Here is a 15,412-nt window from a genome sequence, read left to right on the forward strand (position 1 = left end):
ATATAAAGCTTTAAATGCTGCTTAAAAGAGATTTGAAGTACAAAAATCTCGAAGCTAAATACAGAAAAGATAACATACCATCATGTTCAATCTTTCTAATAAAACTGTGAAGAGACTTTTTATTTTTGTCTTGATTTATCTGCCGCTGCAGTACGCTGTAGTAGGTATTGTAGGACTTAAATCATCTGAGCCATGGCCAGCATTTGTATTTCCAGGCTTTAAAAGTGTTTATGTTTACGGGGATTCCTACCAGTTGAATGATTTTGTTCTGGCTGTTGAAATCAACGATAACCGCCTCATGAGAGAATTTACGCCCCGTCAGTTTTTCTATGAGATTCCAAATTCCCAGCTTGCTGGTTTTGTACGCACAAACCTGGAATCTGCCGTCGATATCAGGGCTTTTGATTCATCTACAAGGAAATGGTTTCATGAACGGGGTAATGAATTACTTGGGACACCGGCGAGAAATATTTACTATGTTCACCGCCGACGCCACATGACCCGGATAGATGGAAGGCTGAAGACTGATTCGGTTAAAGTCGTGAAAAGAGTTAGGATTGCAGAGGTGGCGGATTAATGGGAAATAATTGGTTCGATAGATGGATTTTCGAGAGTTATCAACCCACTATTCAGGGACTTGCTCTTTTCAGAATCTTTGCATCCCTTCTGATTCTCTTTTTCCTGATGCCGGATGCAGCATATTACACTGATTTAGCCTCATTCCCGGATGATTTTTTTACTCCACCGCCCGGCCCGATGATGTTCTTCGATTCTTTTCCGCCTGCTTGGTTTTTTTACTCAATTCACGTTTTGCTTGCCTTGTCATGGATATGTGTTCTTATTGGCTTTAAAACTCAAAAAGCATCAATTGCAGCCGCAATTTTTATGCTTATCCTGCTGGGGTTTATTTTTAGTATCGGGAAAGTAAATCATCAAATGTTAATTATTCTTCTACCCTTACTTATGGCGTTCTCCAGTTGGGGAGGGGCCTACTCATTCGATGCAGGTTTGTCGGGAAAAAAAACCAAGGCCAATGGCTGGACACTCACATTGCTGGCTCTTTTTATTGGATTTATGATGTTTACGGCAGGTTTTCCTAAAATTTTAGGAGGGTGGCTTAATGGGGATACGTTCGCTACACAGGGACACCTGCTGAATCAATATTTTATAAGAGGGCGAACAGAATTGCTTTCTGGTTACATGGTAAGTATGAATATCCCCTTGATTTGGGGCATACTCGACTGGGGAACTGTTTTCTTTGAAACAGGATTTTTAATTGCTGTTCTGCGCGCCGGTTGGACGCGTCTTTTTGTATGCTTTGCTGTTTTCTTTCATTTTTCGACGATGCTCACCTTAAACATTGCATTTCTGGTGAATTTTCCTGCTTATGCGGCATTTCTTCCCTGGGGAAAGATTCACGAGTCAATCGCATCCCTGGTCGACTTGAATGAAAAACCATACACCATACCTTTAGTTTTTGGAGGTGCACTTTTCTGCCTCTTTGGGATTATCAAAATCATAGATAAAATGTATCTTTTAACGCCAACAAGAGAGCCTAGTTTTGACGAGCTAGCCTTGATTAGTGGAGCAGTTCTAATCGTATTAACATTAGGTTTAAAGAAAGCAATTGGTTTGTTTTCATCTGTTAGAACGCAGTCCGTTTGATATTATAATATTCTTTTGAGCAGTTTAGGAGTAGTTTTTATATATCTGTCAAGTAATATGTACCATGGAAAACCTATGAGAATGAGCTGCATTACAAACGCATCAAATCGAATATTCATCGTCATCGTTATTCCGATATGCATCCCGATAAGCAGCATGGTGGTAAACGGCCTGATTTTCTTAAACCACATTGTGAAGCCAATCAATTCTGTGAACCATCCAATAAGAAGAATTATTGAGGCTACAGCCGTACTTTGAAGTGCCATCGACTGAAGAAAGTTGGGTTCCCAAAAGCCTTCCCTTGAAAGAATATCAATACTTTTTTCACCAATCCACAGCCATAAATGGCGGCCATCGTTCCAGCTGAGACCCGTTCCGATAAGTTTTGCGAAAAACGCTGAGGTATAACCAAGTCCAATAAAGAAAATGATACCCCCCATCACAAACCGCGGCATTTTCTTTTTATCAGGGAAGAAGATGGCTCCAATGGCAAAACAGAGCACCGACATACCGATCAGGTTTTGGCTATGGGGGATTTCTCCCTGGGAGAAACGTGCCACGTACTGGATGTGAAGAAGAATCATGACAACCATATACTGCCATTTATACCCCAGCCTGAAATAGCTAAAGATAGAAAGCAATGTGATAAACGCGGCATTGGCAAGGGCCAGGTAGTTATCAAAAAACATCGAAACGTCGATGTAGTTTGCCAGCCCGAGTGAAAGAACGACCTCAACGTTTCGGCTTGCGGTATAGATTCCCCACTCCCATGCAAACTTTATGGTGTAGAAAACGACAAAGAGTTCAAAAAGTTTAAAAAAGATAATTTCGCCGGGTGACTGATCCCGGCCGGGTTCAAATAACTGGTTTCCAAGCCTCTGAGTCCACTTCATTAGTTCATTCCTCCGTAGGCGGTTTCGGGAAGAATTGGATTGAGATACGTTGAATCTGCCGTCAGTAGAATAAAGGGAGTGATTTTGATAGCCACAGAATCTCTTCCAATCAATTCACCACGAACCTTAGACACCATCCATCGTTCCCCTGAGATTGAATTTGACCCAAACATTTCGATCAAAGCCTGCCTGCGGGAATCGGTCCAGTTCTGTGTTTTAACAACAAAATTGGAAAAGTCAATCTGATCAACACCGTATTTACCAACAGGTACAACATCAGACTCCCTGTTTTGGAGCAATTGAGTCTCCCAAAGGTCGGCATCTGCTTTCGAGGATACATCAAGAACCATCGCCCGCGTCCAGGGATTTCCTGCCTGCGAAAACATAGGATAAATACTAAATGGCCAGAATTCGCCTTCGTGCGGTGCTACAAGCAGGGCGTAAATAAGAAGCGTTACCCCAATAATTTTCATACCACGTCTCGATATAGATGCATTCATTTTGCTTTAACTTAATGTTTCAAATCGGCTCGTGCGGGTTTCAATTTTATAGTAACTTCACCACGGGAACTTTGGCGGTTCATTTCGATTGAAAAAGAATAAATATACGTTGTATCTATTCTGAATCGTTTTGGATGCAAAAATAAGAAATATTCTCAATAATTAAGGCTTCGCTTCAGCATGTTTAAAATTATTTTAAATGCGTTATTATTTACAGGAATTATTGCAGTAACTACGCTTCACGCGCAGGAAGCTATTAATTCTGTTCAGTTTGGCGAGGATGGAGTTGTGTACCTCGAAGATTTTGAGCACTATGAGGTGGGTACAATTCCGGATGAGTGGTATAACCGGGATGGCGACGGTATTCCTGCGAATTATGAAGAGGTTAATCGCAGGGATTATAAATACAAAGTCAGGCAGGAAAACGGGAACAAGTTTTTGAGATACGAGGGCACAGAAGCCAAACACCTCAATTTTCCGCTCATCGATAAACAAAAGATTAATATTCATGAAACGCCGATTTTAAAGTGGGACTGGCGAATTTTCGATATTCCTGAAGGCGGTGATGAAGACAGCAGTTCTTACAACGATGTAGCTGCAAGTGTATACGTGGTGTTTGATACCAGTCGAATCCTTTTTCAGAAAGTTCCTGTATCTATTCGTTATACCTGGAGTTCAAAACATCCTGTGGGGTCTGTATTTTCAAAATTGCGGGGACGGCAGCGAATAATGGTCGTTGGAACGGGTGAGAATAATCTTGGCGAGTGGCAGACATTCGAACGTAACATTGTGGAAGATTATGAAAATATTTTTGGCAAAACTCCTCCCCGAACTCCCATAGCAATTCTTATATTAAGCGATGGTGATGAAACCCGCTCGCATATAAAAGCTGACTACGATAACTTTGAACTTCATCCTGCCATTGATTTTCATCGGTAAATAAAAGTATATGTGGCACCAGTACTATGACATTTTTTTGATAATGGGTAGTCATCAATGATCTAAAATGAAACATCAGTAATCCACTAATAAATACGTAAGTTTTTTGGACTCAGAAGCAAAACCATCACAAGGTCGTGAAGGATACATTTACACCAGCTACGGTAAAGAAAAATACCTGAGGAGTGCCTTTGTCTCAGCCCTAACTATTCGCCGGTATGATAAAGCTCGGCCCATTGCCCTGATATGCAGCCAGGAGCATGCCGACATTATCGACAGCATAGGTTTGAAAGACGTCTTTGACAGGATTGAAATACTCGACGAAAAGCACCAGTCAATAGTAGGTTTCAAGCACAACCTGCACCACTACATGCCTTTCGAGCGTAATATGTATCTCGATTCGGATATGATCTGGTGCAGGCACCCGGATAATCTGTGGCATGCCTTTAAACCCTATGGGTATACAATAACCGGACAGGATTCGGCCGATGTGTTTTATGGAGCTCCTAAAAATGCAAAGGTATTCCTCGATGTTTTGCTTCGCAGGCGCCAGCGCACGGTCAGAAAATTTGGATTGTCTCATCTCTATCGCGTTCAGACCGGGATTATGTACGCTGCCGATAAAGATCTCACCCGGAAAGTAAACGATCTTGCTGCGCACTATCTTAAGCAAAAAGAGAAAACCCATTTCGTCAGTAGAACTACTGAAGCCGGTCGGAGCCTGGAGAGCTGCGAATGGAGCCTTGGTATGGCCATGAGTAAGCTTGAACTTTTCGTATATCCCTGGTTTAACGGCTATGAAAGCCCACAGCTCGATTATATCCACGGCATGGTTGAACATGATCAGGATTATATTGATGTAGTGGTTCAGTATTTTTGTAATCCATTTATACAGGCCTTAAGGGGACTTAAATCAAAGGCTTTGCGTAACTTTGTGCTCTCGTTTTTTTCACTATTACCCAGGAGTATGGATCATATGTGGGTAACACCCTACGTGCTGCATTTTGGATGGAAACATCAGAAAGAGCATTTTTTTGAATTTGCAGAACAGCAGTGGTCTAAGCACTTTCAGAAGGATCTCGATCACACCGAACAGGTCGGCAAATAATTTAATTGTCAGCTGTATTTTCTAACTGCTTCAGGAACTACAATATGGATGAATCGAACCTATTTGCATGAAAATTGTTGATGTCGCTGAATTTTATACGGATACAGGCGGCGGTGTTAAAACATATATCAATCAAAAATTACAGGCCGCCAAGAGGCTGGGCCATGAGATGGTGGTGATTGCTCCCGGCACTGAGGCTGGCGAAGAAGAACGGTTTGGCGGGCGCATTCTGTGGGTGAAAGGCCCAAAGCTGATTCTTGACCCAAATTACGTGGTGCTATGGAGAAAAAGTGAAGTTCACCGTCTGCTTGATATTTTACAGCCGGATGTTGTAGAGGGCTCATCTGTGTGGACCGGCGGGCATTTTGCCGGAACATGGGAAGGAGATGCCGTAAAGTCGCTTGTTTTTCACCAGGATCCCGTGGCTGTTTATCCGCAAACATTCTTGAATTCTTTCATCTCACTCAAAAAACTCGATAAACTCTTTGGCTTTGCCTGGAATTATATCGGTAAAGTAAGCCGTATGTACGATACAACTATTGTCAGCGGTGACTGGCTGAATGAGCGGCTTCAGAGGTTTGGTGTGCACAATCCAACAACCATTAGATTTGGGATCAATAAGTCGTTTTTTTCACCTCAGCGGAGAGACCCTGAACTGCGTAAAAAGCTGCTGAAAGAGCTTGGCCTTGACGAAGATGCATCACTCTGTATTTCTGTGAGCCGTTTTCACCCAGAAAAAAGAGTAGGAACCATTATTGATGGATTTCAAAAAGCATCACAAAATCGACCGATGGGGCTCATTATATTTGGTGGGGGGCCATTTGAGAAATGGGTGGCCTATAAATCAAGCCGGGTGGACAATGTGAGGCTAATGGGATTCACATCAGACAGGGATGAACTGGCGAATATTATGGCAAGCTCTGATTATTTTTTGCATGGATCTGCGGCAGAAACATTCGGAATTGTCGTAGCTGAAGCGATTTGCAGCGGTCTGCCGGTTGTGGTGCCCGATCGTGGTGGGGCCATGGATTTTGGGAACCCCGACTATTCGGAAGTTTATAAAACCGGCGATAGTGATGAAATGGCCGATGCGATCATAAGAATCGTCAACAGAGAACGTAGCTTACTGTTGGAGGCATGTAAGGTTGCATCACAAAACTATGTAAGATCTGTTGATGACCATTTTGATGAGCTTTTCTCTTATTACGAATTCTTAGTTAATAATAGAGAGTAATCCCAAATCGGCGGGATGACTCTTTCACACCTTAAACCCGAGTTCGATTCTTGAATAATGATATCAAAAGTCCCCCTTAAAAAAGGGGGATACAGGGGGATGTTCAACAAATCTGTGGAAAAACCGATGAACACCCCTCTAAATCTCCCCTTTTTAGGGGAGACTTCGTACCGAATAAATGAAATTGATTAATAATCGAACTCAGGTCTCAAGACATAGACAGTGAGTGCTATATGTTTTGTGCTGATGGGGATTGAACGTTATAGCAAAAGATGTAATTTTGATAATAATAATTATCACCTAACCAAGTCGTTAGCCTGTCTGTATGGCTTATAAGACGCTCATAATTAATCATTATAAACCATCAATTAGATTATGAAACTTTTGTACTTTAACGGGTTAAACTTGTAGCGCTTATTCTTTATCTCTACGTATAGTATTGTTTATTCATGCAAAAAATTATTGAGTTTCTTGAGCCGCTAATTCAGCACAATATCAAGCGACCTTACTGGGTTCTTTTTATTGCGCTGATAACAGCAGTAGCGGGTGGTTATGTTGCCTCAAACCTGACTGTCGATACAGACTTTGCCAATCTTTTGCCCCCATCAAATCCAAGCGTACAGGCACTGGAGAAACTCAGGCAAACAGCCGGCGGTGAAACATCAATGAAAGTGGCGATTAAATCTCCAAGTTTTGAGGCGAATGTAGAATTTGCCAACAAGCTTGCTGAGGAAAGTCTCAAGCTCCACTACGAGCGTTATAATGGACCTTTCTTTACCGACACAGAGTTTCGGCGAGAAACTGAGTTTTTAAAGAATAATACGCTTTACCTGGCTACAACCGCTGAGCTCGACAGCATTATTCAATATTTACAGGACGAAATTGATCAGGCCAAAGAAGAGGCCAATCCATTTCTCGTAGATTTTGATGATTTTGACGATGAGGAAGAGGCTGATGAAGAGGAAGATCTGGATCAGTTTAAAGAAAGCTACAATATGCTGGTTCCGTCGGAATATCCTATAAATGAAGACAGCACGCTTGCAATTCTTACGCTCTATCCAAGCGGATCAAGGAGTGATATTACTTACCTTGAAGACATGTTCTCCGAGCTTCGGAATTTGATCGACAGACTTGAACCATCATCATATCATCCGGAAATGGAGGTTAGGTTTGGCGGCCGCATCAAACGCCATCTAACAGAGCTCGAATCCATTATGAACGATGTGTACAACAGTTTTGCAACAGGTATATCGAGCGTGATTCTGTTGGTGATACTTTATTTTTCGATAAAGAAATATCTGAATTACCGGCGGACAGATCCAAGGCTTCAGAAACATTCGCTGCTTCAGCACATCATAAGGGCACCCGTTCCGATGCTTATTATCGGTATTCCGCTGCTGGTGAGCCTGATGTGGACCTTCGGGATTACCTCGCTCTACCTCGGCACGCTCAACACAATGACGTCCGTACTGTTTGTGATACTTTTCGGGCTGGGTATTGACTACGGGATTCATTATTACGCCCGCTATATAGAGCTTCGGGCAGAAGGCAATAACGTAGAGGACAGCGTGCTTTTGTCTTACATGAGAACCGGCACAGCTATTGTTGTGAGTGCCCTTACTACCGCTTCGGCTCTCTTTATTTTAATGTTTGCTGATTTTCGGGGGTTCTCTGAGTTTGGTTTCATTGCAGGGATAGGAATTATGTTTGCCCTGTTCTGTATGCTATTTGTTTTGCCATCGCTGCTGGTGCTATTTGAGCGATGGAACTGGCTATTGCTGCCCCCGAGATCTGAAGACCGCGCTGTAAAACCAATATTCAAGAGATTTCCGATGGCGCGAAGTATCATCGTATTCAGTGTTGTAACGGCGGTTACGGTGATTGCATTTTCAGGAAACCTGGAATTTGAATACGATTTTGGTAAGCTGGAGCCTGAGTTTCCTGAATATCGTGAGTTCCAGGAATTTACCAGTGGGGTAGATGAGAATGAGTACCACAATCCGGCATTCGTTATTGTAGATACCTATGAAGAGGTTTTTGAAGTGGTGGATACACTGAGGGCACGTATGGAGGCGGACCCGAACACGATGATTGAAGAAGTTGAAGCAATCCAGGAACGATTTCCGCCCTTTGAAGAGATGAAAGAGCAGAAACTCCAAAAAATATCGAGAATCAGAGAGCTGCTACAAGACCCGTTTATTGAAAACCAAGAGGGCGAAAATATCGACATTTTGCGTCAGTCATCTCAGACGCGAGAACCTCTCACAGAAGAACAGATTCCTGATTTCCTGAAAAACCGGTTTATAACCAACGAAGGGGAAATCGGCCGGTTTGTAATTGTTTACCCCAAATCGGGATTATCTAATGGGCTTCGGTCAATCAGATTTAAGGAAGATGTATCGAATATTCAGCTCTCTAACGGTAAAACGTATCACGCCGGCAGCACCTCTATCGTGGCAGCTACCATGCTCGATCTGATGAGAACGGAAAGCCCTTATATGGTAATCGCAACTTTCATTGTGGTCTTTATCTGCATCGCACTATCGTTTCAATCCATGCGCTGGACCCTTATTGCGCTTATTCCGCTTGTTATTGGTTTGCTCTGGTTATTTGGTATACAGTTGCTGTTCGGCTTAAAGTTTAACTTTTACAATCTTGTGGTTTTACCTGCAATTCTGGGAATAGGTTGCGATAACGGTGTCCACCTTGCTCACCGATATCGCGCAGAAGGCAGGAAAAGTATGTGGGAAGTCCTGTCGAGCACTGGGCAGCATATTACCATAGGATCGCTGACGACTATGCTTGGATTTGCAGGCTTACTCTTCACTAATCATCCCGGCCTGCAGTCAATCGGTATAATGGCAGTTGTTGGGATTGGTATGACACTGCTCTCGGCATTGACATTCCTGCCATCAATGGTTCAGTTTCTGGAAGACAAGCATCTGCTTAACAAACCTGATGAGGACAACGATAACTGATTCACTTACCGGTGACTATAATTCTGGACGCGATTTGCTATGATTGTAAAGTCTGACGCTATTGTTATGAAAACGGTTGATTATAGTGAATCAAGTATCATAGCTACGCTCTTTACAAGGGAGAAAGGCAAAATTGCAGTTATTGCAAAGGGGGCACGAAAACCTAAAAACAAGTTTTCCGCTTTTCTTGTGGTAGGGCAGCTGCTTGAAGTGGTTGTTTACATCAAAGAGAGCCGCTCCGTACAAACTCTATCTGATGTTTCCTATAGTAGAAAATTGCATTCATTTCGGGTTGATATCGAAAAGATGGCGCTGATGATGACAACACTGGAGCTATCAAACCAGGTGCTACACGACAATGAAGTAAACACACCTCTTTTTGAATTTTTAATGAAAACCCTTGTTTGGGTCGATAAACAATCTGGGGTCCCGGCACAGCTCTTTCCTTATCTGCAGTTACGTATTGCAGAATACATTGGAATTGGCGTTCAGTATATGAAATCTGACGAATCTGACGGTGGATATCTAAATATCAGCTCCGGGCTCCTCTCTCCTCAAAAGGAGGATGATCATGCCGAAAGACTATCACCACTGCAATTTGCGTTTGTGAAAAAATCACTGCATTCTGCAAACGCATCTGTACTTCGAATCGTTATGGATTCGAATGAGCTTAAACAACTGATTCAGACTTTAGATAAATATTTTATATATCATGTCGAAGGCATGAAACCTCGGAGGTCAGATAAGATCTTCGATCAACTATTGATGACATGAGCTCAGGAAATAAATTTCTTACCGCTGTTCTGCTAGTATTAATCGGTATTGTCTTAGGAATCATCGTCATGTTTTTTCAGCGCGATACTGCGCTGGCAGATCTGTCCGAAGTTCGATTTATAGAGGTGAACCGAAGTGAAACTCCTTACTGGACCGATGAGGACCTTGAAAAGATAGATGACCGGTTTGTGTTCCGTACGGTTGCCCGGAGTGTAACACCCACCGTGGTCTATATTGAAACGATTGTACCGACACGCAGTCAGGATTTTAACGGTACTGAAGGCGAGGAAGACGACTCAATCTGGCGCCGGTTTATACCACCAAGAGCTCAAACCGTTGGGTCTGGAGTTCTTATCTCGTCCGATGGATACATTCTTACAAATAACCATGTAGTTGAAGATGCGGTAAATGATGGCATCACCGTTACACTTGAGGATAAGCGCACATATGAATCCCGGATTGTAGGACGTGATCCCAGTACCGACCTGGCCGTGATCAAAATTGACGGGGGTAACTTTCCCAGCTTGACCATCGGAAACTCGGATAATATTGAAGTGGGTGAATGGGTAATGGCAATCGGTAATCCCTTCCGGCTGCAGTCTACGGTTACGGCAGGTATTGTGAGTGCACTGGGCCGGGAAGTCGAAATTATCAATGATCTGCGTCGTATTGAAAGCTTTATACAGACAGATGCCGCCATCAACAGGGGTAATAGCGGCGGTGCTCTTGTAAACACCAGTGGTGAATTAATTGGCATCAACACGGCAATTGCTACGCAAAACGGCAGTTACCAGGGGTATGGATTTGCTGTTCCAAGCAACCTGGCGATGAAAGTGGCCCGGGATATTATTGAATATGGCGAAGTGCAGCGGGGGATGCTTGGTGTTCAGATTCGCTCAATGGATGAGGATCTGGTGCGGGAGACAGGCCTCGATCGTATACGAGGCGTGTATGTGGCGAATGTAGATTCTGAGAGTGCTGCAGCAGAAGCTGGCCTCAGGGCAAGCGATGTAATCCTGGAAGTAAACGATCAGCCTGTAAATGCATCAAACAAGCTGCAGGAAAAAGTTGCGATGTACCGCCCCGGGGATGCGGTTAGCCTGTCTGTGTGGCGTGATGGAGATATAATATCGATGAGTGCTCAGCTTAACAAGATAGAGCGTCCTGAGCCTGAACCCGAGGAACTTTCATTTGATATACAAAAAATAGAGCCGGAAGACGATGCCTTCAGGCCGCGACCTGACCGTGAAAATAGTGGGGTCACAAATCATACGTTTAGCAGTCTTGGTCTTCGTATCCAGGGATTATCATCTCCCGATGATCCTGACATAATGGATTTTTATATTGATGGAATTGCACCGGATTCCCCGGCTTATCACAGGGGTCTACCTGATGGTGGAGAAGTAATTAGCATTAATGGCGAAAACGTCACAGACTCAGGAGTTTTGGAACAAATTATTTCTGAATCGGTTATGAACAGAACACCCATTGAATTTAAAATAATAACAGAGCAGGGCTCTGTTGGCTACTATATATTGACTCCATGAGAAAATTCTTTTTTATACTGATCGTTACCGGACTTTTCTTCTACTCGTGCGGTTCTGCTGAACAAACACAGCACGATACTGGTGATTCTCAGACAGCGGAAGAGCAGGTGAGTGAGGATGGAGCGCCATCTTGGTATAATCATGCAAACCGCACATATCAGGATTCCACCGAATTTGCAGGAACTGGCATGGCTATCGCTGGTGATTCTCTTGTGGCTGTCAAAAAATCCACAGAGCAGGCGCAAAAGTACCTCAATTATGCCATCGATTCATACGCTGAAGATGTCAGGCGTAAGTTGATTGATGGGAATTCAGCCAGTGAGTTAGATTCAGCAAACTTTGTATTATCACTGAGACAAGCAGTGAAAAATCTGCAATTTGCGGGTAACGATTTAAAAATTGAAACGAAACATACAACAGTCGATGGATCGGTTCATCTCGTCTATTCAAGAGTCAGCCTGAACAGGGACCGTGCAATTGACAGACTGGCTGCTGCAGTAGATCACGACCTCTTTTCACTCTCCATTCGGGAAGAATCTTAATCTGGATAATTATCAGTTAATCTCCATGCTACCATCTTTCCATTCAATTCGAATACCCTGATCTTTATCTGCGGCAGCTTTCGACTGCACCCATTTTTTTCCTTGCCATACCCGCGCAAATCCTCTTTCAAGCGGTTCATTTGGGTTATGCTTTTCAAGTTTGTAGACAAGATCGTTAAAACGGCTCCGCCTGTTTAAAAGCATTGATTGCTGCCTGTGCTGCATTTTTTCTCGAAGTGATGTTACCCGGTTCCGAAGATGTATCAGCCGGTCCTGCACTTTCAGCAGTGCATGGGAGTGGCCCAGCCTGTAGACGTACTCTTTATATTTCTCAATTTTCGTTTTCAGGAATGACTCAATTCCCATTGTGTAATCATCTATTTGCATTCGCAGATCGTTGATATCGGGTGCGGCTATCATGGCTGCTTGTGTGGGCGTGGCGGCACGCGAATCGGCCACAAAGTCACTGATACTAAAATCAACTTCGTGCCCCACCGCACTAATAACAGGAATAGTGCAGTCGTATATGGCCCGGGCAACTTTTTCTTCATTGAACGGCCAAAGGTCTTCAAGTGACCCACCTCCGCGGCCAATTATCAGCACATCTATGTTTGGTTGAGTTTGCATTGTATTAATGGCTTCAACAAGCTCACCGGCCGAATTTAAACCCTGAACGCTGGCGTGATGGAGATAGAGCGTTGCCAGCGGCCATCGCTGCTCGAAAGTAGACCGGATATCGTGAAAAGCAGCCCCGGTGGAGGATGTGATCACCCCAATATGCTGTGGAAAAGCTGGAAGTGGTTTTTTATGAGCATCATCAAATAAACCTTCCTTCTGAAGTTTTGCTTTGAGCTCTTCAAACTTCTGCTGGAGGCGCCCCACTCCGGCCTGTTGAACAAGCGAGACGATCATCTGGTAGCGTCCATGGGGCGCATACACCTGGATATCACCTCCGAGAACAACTTGCTGACCATCGCTGAGTTCAACATCCATCCGCTGAGCGGTTGACCGCCAGACAACACACGGAAGCTGAGCGTTGTCATCCTTTACCGTAAAATAGTAGTGGCCGTTCCTGCTCTGATTCACATTGCTGATTTCGCCCTCCACAAGTACATCTCTGAAATTAGATTCAAGTACCTTTTTGATCTGATTTGTGATATCAGTGACGGTGGCTACATCAAAAGAAAATGGAATTTGGTCGGGCATAAAATTCTTTGATTTCTATTTGACGAAAGATAACAGTTAACTCAGCTAATCTCTGCCTCGTCTGACGAGTTCACGGTTCCGACCAAAAAGTATCGCGTCACATTAACTCGACAGTCGAAAAAGACCACAAAGTGATCCCTTCGGGGCAATCGACAGTCGAGGTATCGTTCTCGTCTGACGACTTTGGGAAAGAAAAAGTTAAGGTTTCAAAACCCTCAGTCGTCTGACGAGTTCATCTTCTCTAATTCGATCCACTCGACAGTCAAGGTACTCAGCGCTATTTCCCAAGTACCGAATCTACAATATCAATCGCCTGTTCCTGTATTTGTTTGAGGTGGTCGGACCCTTTGAAACTTTCCGTATAGATTTTGTAGATGTCTTCTGTTCCGGATGGGCGGGCAGCAAACCATCCGTTTTCAGTTTCTACTTTAAGACCGCCAATCGGGGCGTCGTTTCCGGGAGCCCGGGTCAGTTTTTTCAATATTGGTTCGCCGGCCAGTTCATCGGCTTTTACCTGGTCAGGTGATAAATCCTTTAAAATGCTCTTCTCCTCGAGAGTAGCAGGTGCATCCAGCCGTTCATAAACAGGACTGCCAAATGTTTTTTCAAGTTCCTGATAGTGCTGAGACGGATCTTTCCCGGTTTTAGCTGTGATTTCAGCCGAAAGTAAATCCATAATGATGCCGTCTTTATCAGTTGACCATACCGTCCCGTCTTTCTTCAGAAATGACGCTCCGGCGCTCTCTTCTCCCCCAAAACCATAAGATCCATTTAGAAGACCGTCAACAAACCACTTGAATCCCACCGGTACTTCTGCAAGTTGCCGGTCGATGGATTTTGCCACGCGATCAATCATGCTGCTTGATACGAGTGTTTTCCCGATCGCAGCTTCATCACTCCAGCCCGGCCGGTTCTGAAAAAGGTACTGAATAGCCACCGCGAGATAGTGATTTGGATTCATCAGGCCGCTTTTTGTTACAATGCCGTGGCGGTCGAAGTCTGTATCATTTCCGAAGGCGATATCGTATTTGTCTTTCAGATCAATCAGGCTGGCCATGGCGTGCGGTGATGAGCAATCCATACGGATTTTGCCGTCTTTATCTACGGTCATAAAGCGGAATGTGGGGTCCACCTCTTTATTCACCACCTCAATATTCAGGCTATATTTTTCAGCGATGGGTTCCCAGTAATCAATACCGGACCCGCCCATAGGATCTGCCCCGATTTTGAGGCCGGATTCACTAATAACTTTCATATCGATTACGTTACCGAGATCATTCACATAAGGCGTGATATAATCAAAAGCAGAGACGTTAGATTTCTTCAGCGCATTTGCCAGCGATATTCGTTTCACATCAGCAAGCTGACTCTGCAGGTGACGGTTTGCGGTTTTTTGAATAACATTTGTGATATCTGTTCCGGCAGGCCCCCCGTGAGTGGCATTATATTTAAACCCTCCGTCAGACGGAGGATTGTGCGACGGCGTAATCACCACACCATCGGCTTTCTGCTTGCTTTCACCACGGTTCCAGGCAAGTATAGCGTGAGAAACGGCAGGCGTAGGCGTATATCCAAAATCTGTTTGGTAGCGCACCTCTATATTATTTGCAGCAAATACCTCTATGGCAGACACGAGGGCGGGTTCGGATAGTGCATGGGTGTCCATTCCAATAAATAGCGGACCGGTAATTCCGTTTTCCTCCCGATAGTCGGCCACGGCCTGGCTGACGGCAAGAATATGATCTTCATTAAATGTGGTATCATGAGATGTACCGCGATGGCCGGATGTTCCAAAGGAGACAGACTGAAGCTTATTACCTGGATCGGGCTCTTTGGTATAGTAGTTTGTAATGAGCCTGGGAACGTTTTCAAGAATTGAATAGGGCGCTTTTTTTCCTGCAAGGTTGTGATCAGCCACGGTTATTCTCCGTTATAAAGTTGGGTTTACGTTTTTGTGAAACGAAAATTGAAAATGATAGATAATGCAGTAAATGGCAAGTAAAAAGAGATTCGGCCACCGGATAAC

General features: G+C 43.9%; 13 protein-coding genes. 9 read left to right on the forward strand and 4 right to left on the reverse strand.

Features of this window, described 5'->3' with window-relative positions:
* The first annotated feature begins 106 nt into the window (after nucleotides 1–106).
* Both AABW11_RS09515 and AABW11_RS09520 read left to right on the forward strand, forming a co-directional pair.
* Complete coding sequence (locus tag AABW11_RS09515; protein ID WP_340104845.1) at nucleotides 107–577, forward strand: hypothetical protein; 471 nt, start codon at nucleotides 107–109, stop codon at nucleotides 575–577.
* Nucleotides 577–1,665, forward strand: coding sequence for an HTTM domain-containing protein (locus tag AABW11_RS09520; RefSeq protein WP_340104846.1), 1,089 nt, complete (start codon nucleotides 577–579; stop codon nucleotides 1,663–1,665). The genes AABW11_RS09515 and AABW11_RS09520 overlap by 1 nt, the downstream gene beginning before the upstream one ends.
* Nucleotides 1,666–1,667: 2 nt before the next feature.
* Here the strand turns inward: AABW11_RS09520 and AABW11_RS09525 are convergent, their stop codons facing one another.
* Nucleotides 1,668–2,558 (reverse strand): hypothetical protein, encoded by an 891-nt coding sequence (locus AABW11_RS09525; RefSeq protein ID WP_340104847.1) that lies wholly within the window; start codon nucleotides 2,556–2,558, stop codon nucleotides 1,668–1,670.
* Nucleotides 2,558–3,058 carry a hypothetical protein gene (locus AABW11_RS09530; RefSeq protein ID WP_340104848.1) on the reverse strand — a complete coding sequence of 167 codons (501 nt, stop codon included), beginning with the start codon at nucleotides 3,056–3,058 and terminating at the stop codon, nucleotides 2,558–2,560. The genes AABW11_RS09525 and AABW11_RS09530 overlap by 1 nt, the downstream gene beginning before the upstream one ends.
* A 180-nt stretch (nucleotides 3,059–3,238) precedes the next feature.
* Between AABW11_RS09530 and AABW11_RS09535 the strand changes: the two genes are divergently transcribed.
* The 7 genes from AABW11_RS09535 (at nucleotide 3,239) to AABW11_RS09565 (ending at nucleotide 12,180) form a co-directional block, all read left to right on the forward strand.
* Nucleotides 3,239–3,997 carry a DUF3047 domain-containing protein gene (locus AABW11_RS09535; protein WP_340104849.1) on the forward strand — a complete coding sequence of 253 codons (759 nt, stop codon included), beginning with the start codon at nucleotides 3,239–3,241 and terminating at the stop codon, nucleotides 3,995–3,997.
* Between the two features lie 106 nt (nucleotides 3,998–4,103).
* Complete coding sequence (locus AABW11_RS09540) at nucleotides 4,104–5,105, forward strand: hypothetical protein (RefSeq protein ID WP_340104850.1); 1,002 nt, start codon at nucleotides 4,104–4,106, stop codon at nucleotides 5,103–5,105.
* A 67-nt stretch (nucleotides 5,106–5,172) separates the two neighbouring features.
* The gene (locus tag AABW11_RS09545; RefSeq protein WP_340104851.1) at nucleotides 5,173–6,339 is read left to right on the forward strand and encodes a glycosyltransferase; all 1,167 of its coding nucleotides are present in this window, start codon (nucleotides 5,173–5,175) and stop codon (nucleotides 6,337–6,339) included.
* Nucleotides 6,340–6,788: 449 nt separating this feature from the next.
* On the forward strand, nucleotides 6,789–9,317 hold the full coding sequence (locus AABW11_RS09550; RefSeq protein WP_340104852.1) for an efflux RND transporter permease subunit: 2,529 nt from the start codon (nucleotides 6,789–6,791) through the stop codon (nucleotides 9,315–9,317).
* Nucleotides 9,318–9,356: 39 nt separating this feature from the next.
* The gene (gene recO / locus AABW11_RS09555; RefSeq protein WP_340104853.1) at nucleotides 9,357–10,091 is read left to right on the forward strand and encodes a DNA repair protein RecO; all 735 of its coding nucleotides are present in this window, start codon (nucleotides 9,357–9,359) and stop codon (nucleotides 10,089–10,091) included.
* Nucleotides 10,088–11,638 carry a trypsin-like peptidase domain-containing protein gene (locus AABW11_RS09560; protein ID WP_340104854.1) on the forward strand — a complete coding sequence of 517 codons (1,551 nt, stop codon included), beginning with the start codon at nucleotides 10,088–10,090 and terminating at the stop codon, nucleotides 11,636–11,638. The genes recO and AABW11_RS09560 overlap by 4 nt, the downstream gene beginning before the upstream one ends.
* Entirely contained in the window at nucleotides 11,635–12,180 is a 546-nt protein-coding gene (locus AABW11_RS09565) for a hypothetical protein (RefSeq protein WP_340104855.1), read from the forward strand. The genes AABW11_RS09560 and AABW11_RS09565 overlap by 4 nt, the downstream gene beginning before the upstream one ends.
* Before the next feature lie 12 nt (nucleotides 12,181–12,192).
* On the opposite strand, the gene xseA is transcribed toward AABW11_RS09565, so the two are convergent.
* Both xseA and pgm read right to left on the reverse strand, forming a co-directional pair.
* Entirely contained in the window at nucleotides 12,193–13,386 is a 1,194-nt protein-coding gene (gene xseA / locus AABW11_RS09570) for an exodeoxyribonuclease VII large subunit (RefSeq protein WP_340104856.1), read from the reverse strand.
* A 277-nt stretch (nucleotides 13,387–13,663) separates the two neighbouring features.
* Nucleotides 13,664–15,304 (reverse strand): phosphoglucomutase (alpha-D-glucose-1,6-bisphosphate-dependent), encoded by a 1,641-nt coding sequence (gene pgm, locus AABW11_RS09575; RefSeq protein ID WP_340104857.1) that lies wholly within the window; start codon nucleotides 15,302–15,304, stop codon nucleotides 13,664–13,666.
* Nucleotides 15,305–15,412: the final 108 nt, after the last annotated feature.

Source organism: Rhodohalobacter sp. 8-1 (assembly GCF_038150125.1).
In the GTDB taxonomy this organism is placed as follows: Bacteria; Bacteroidota; Rhodothermia; order Balneolales; family Balneolaceae; genus SW132.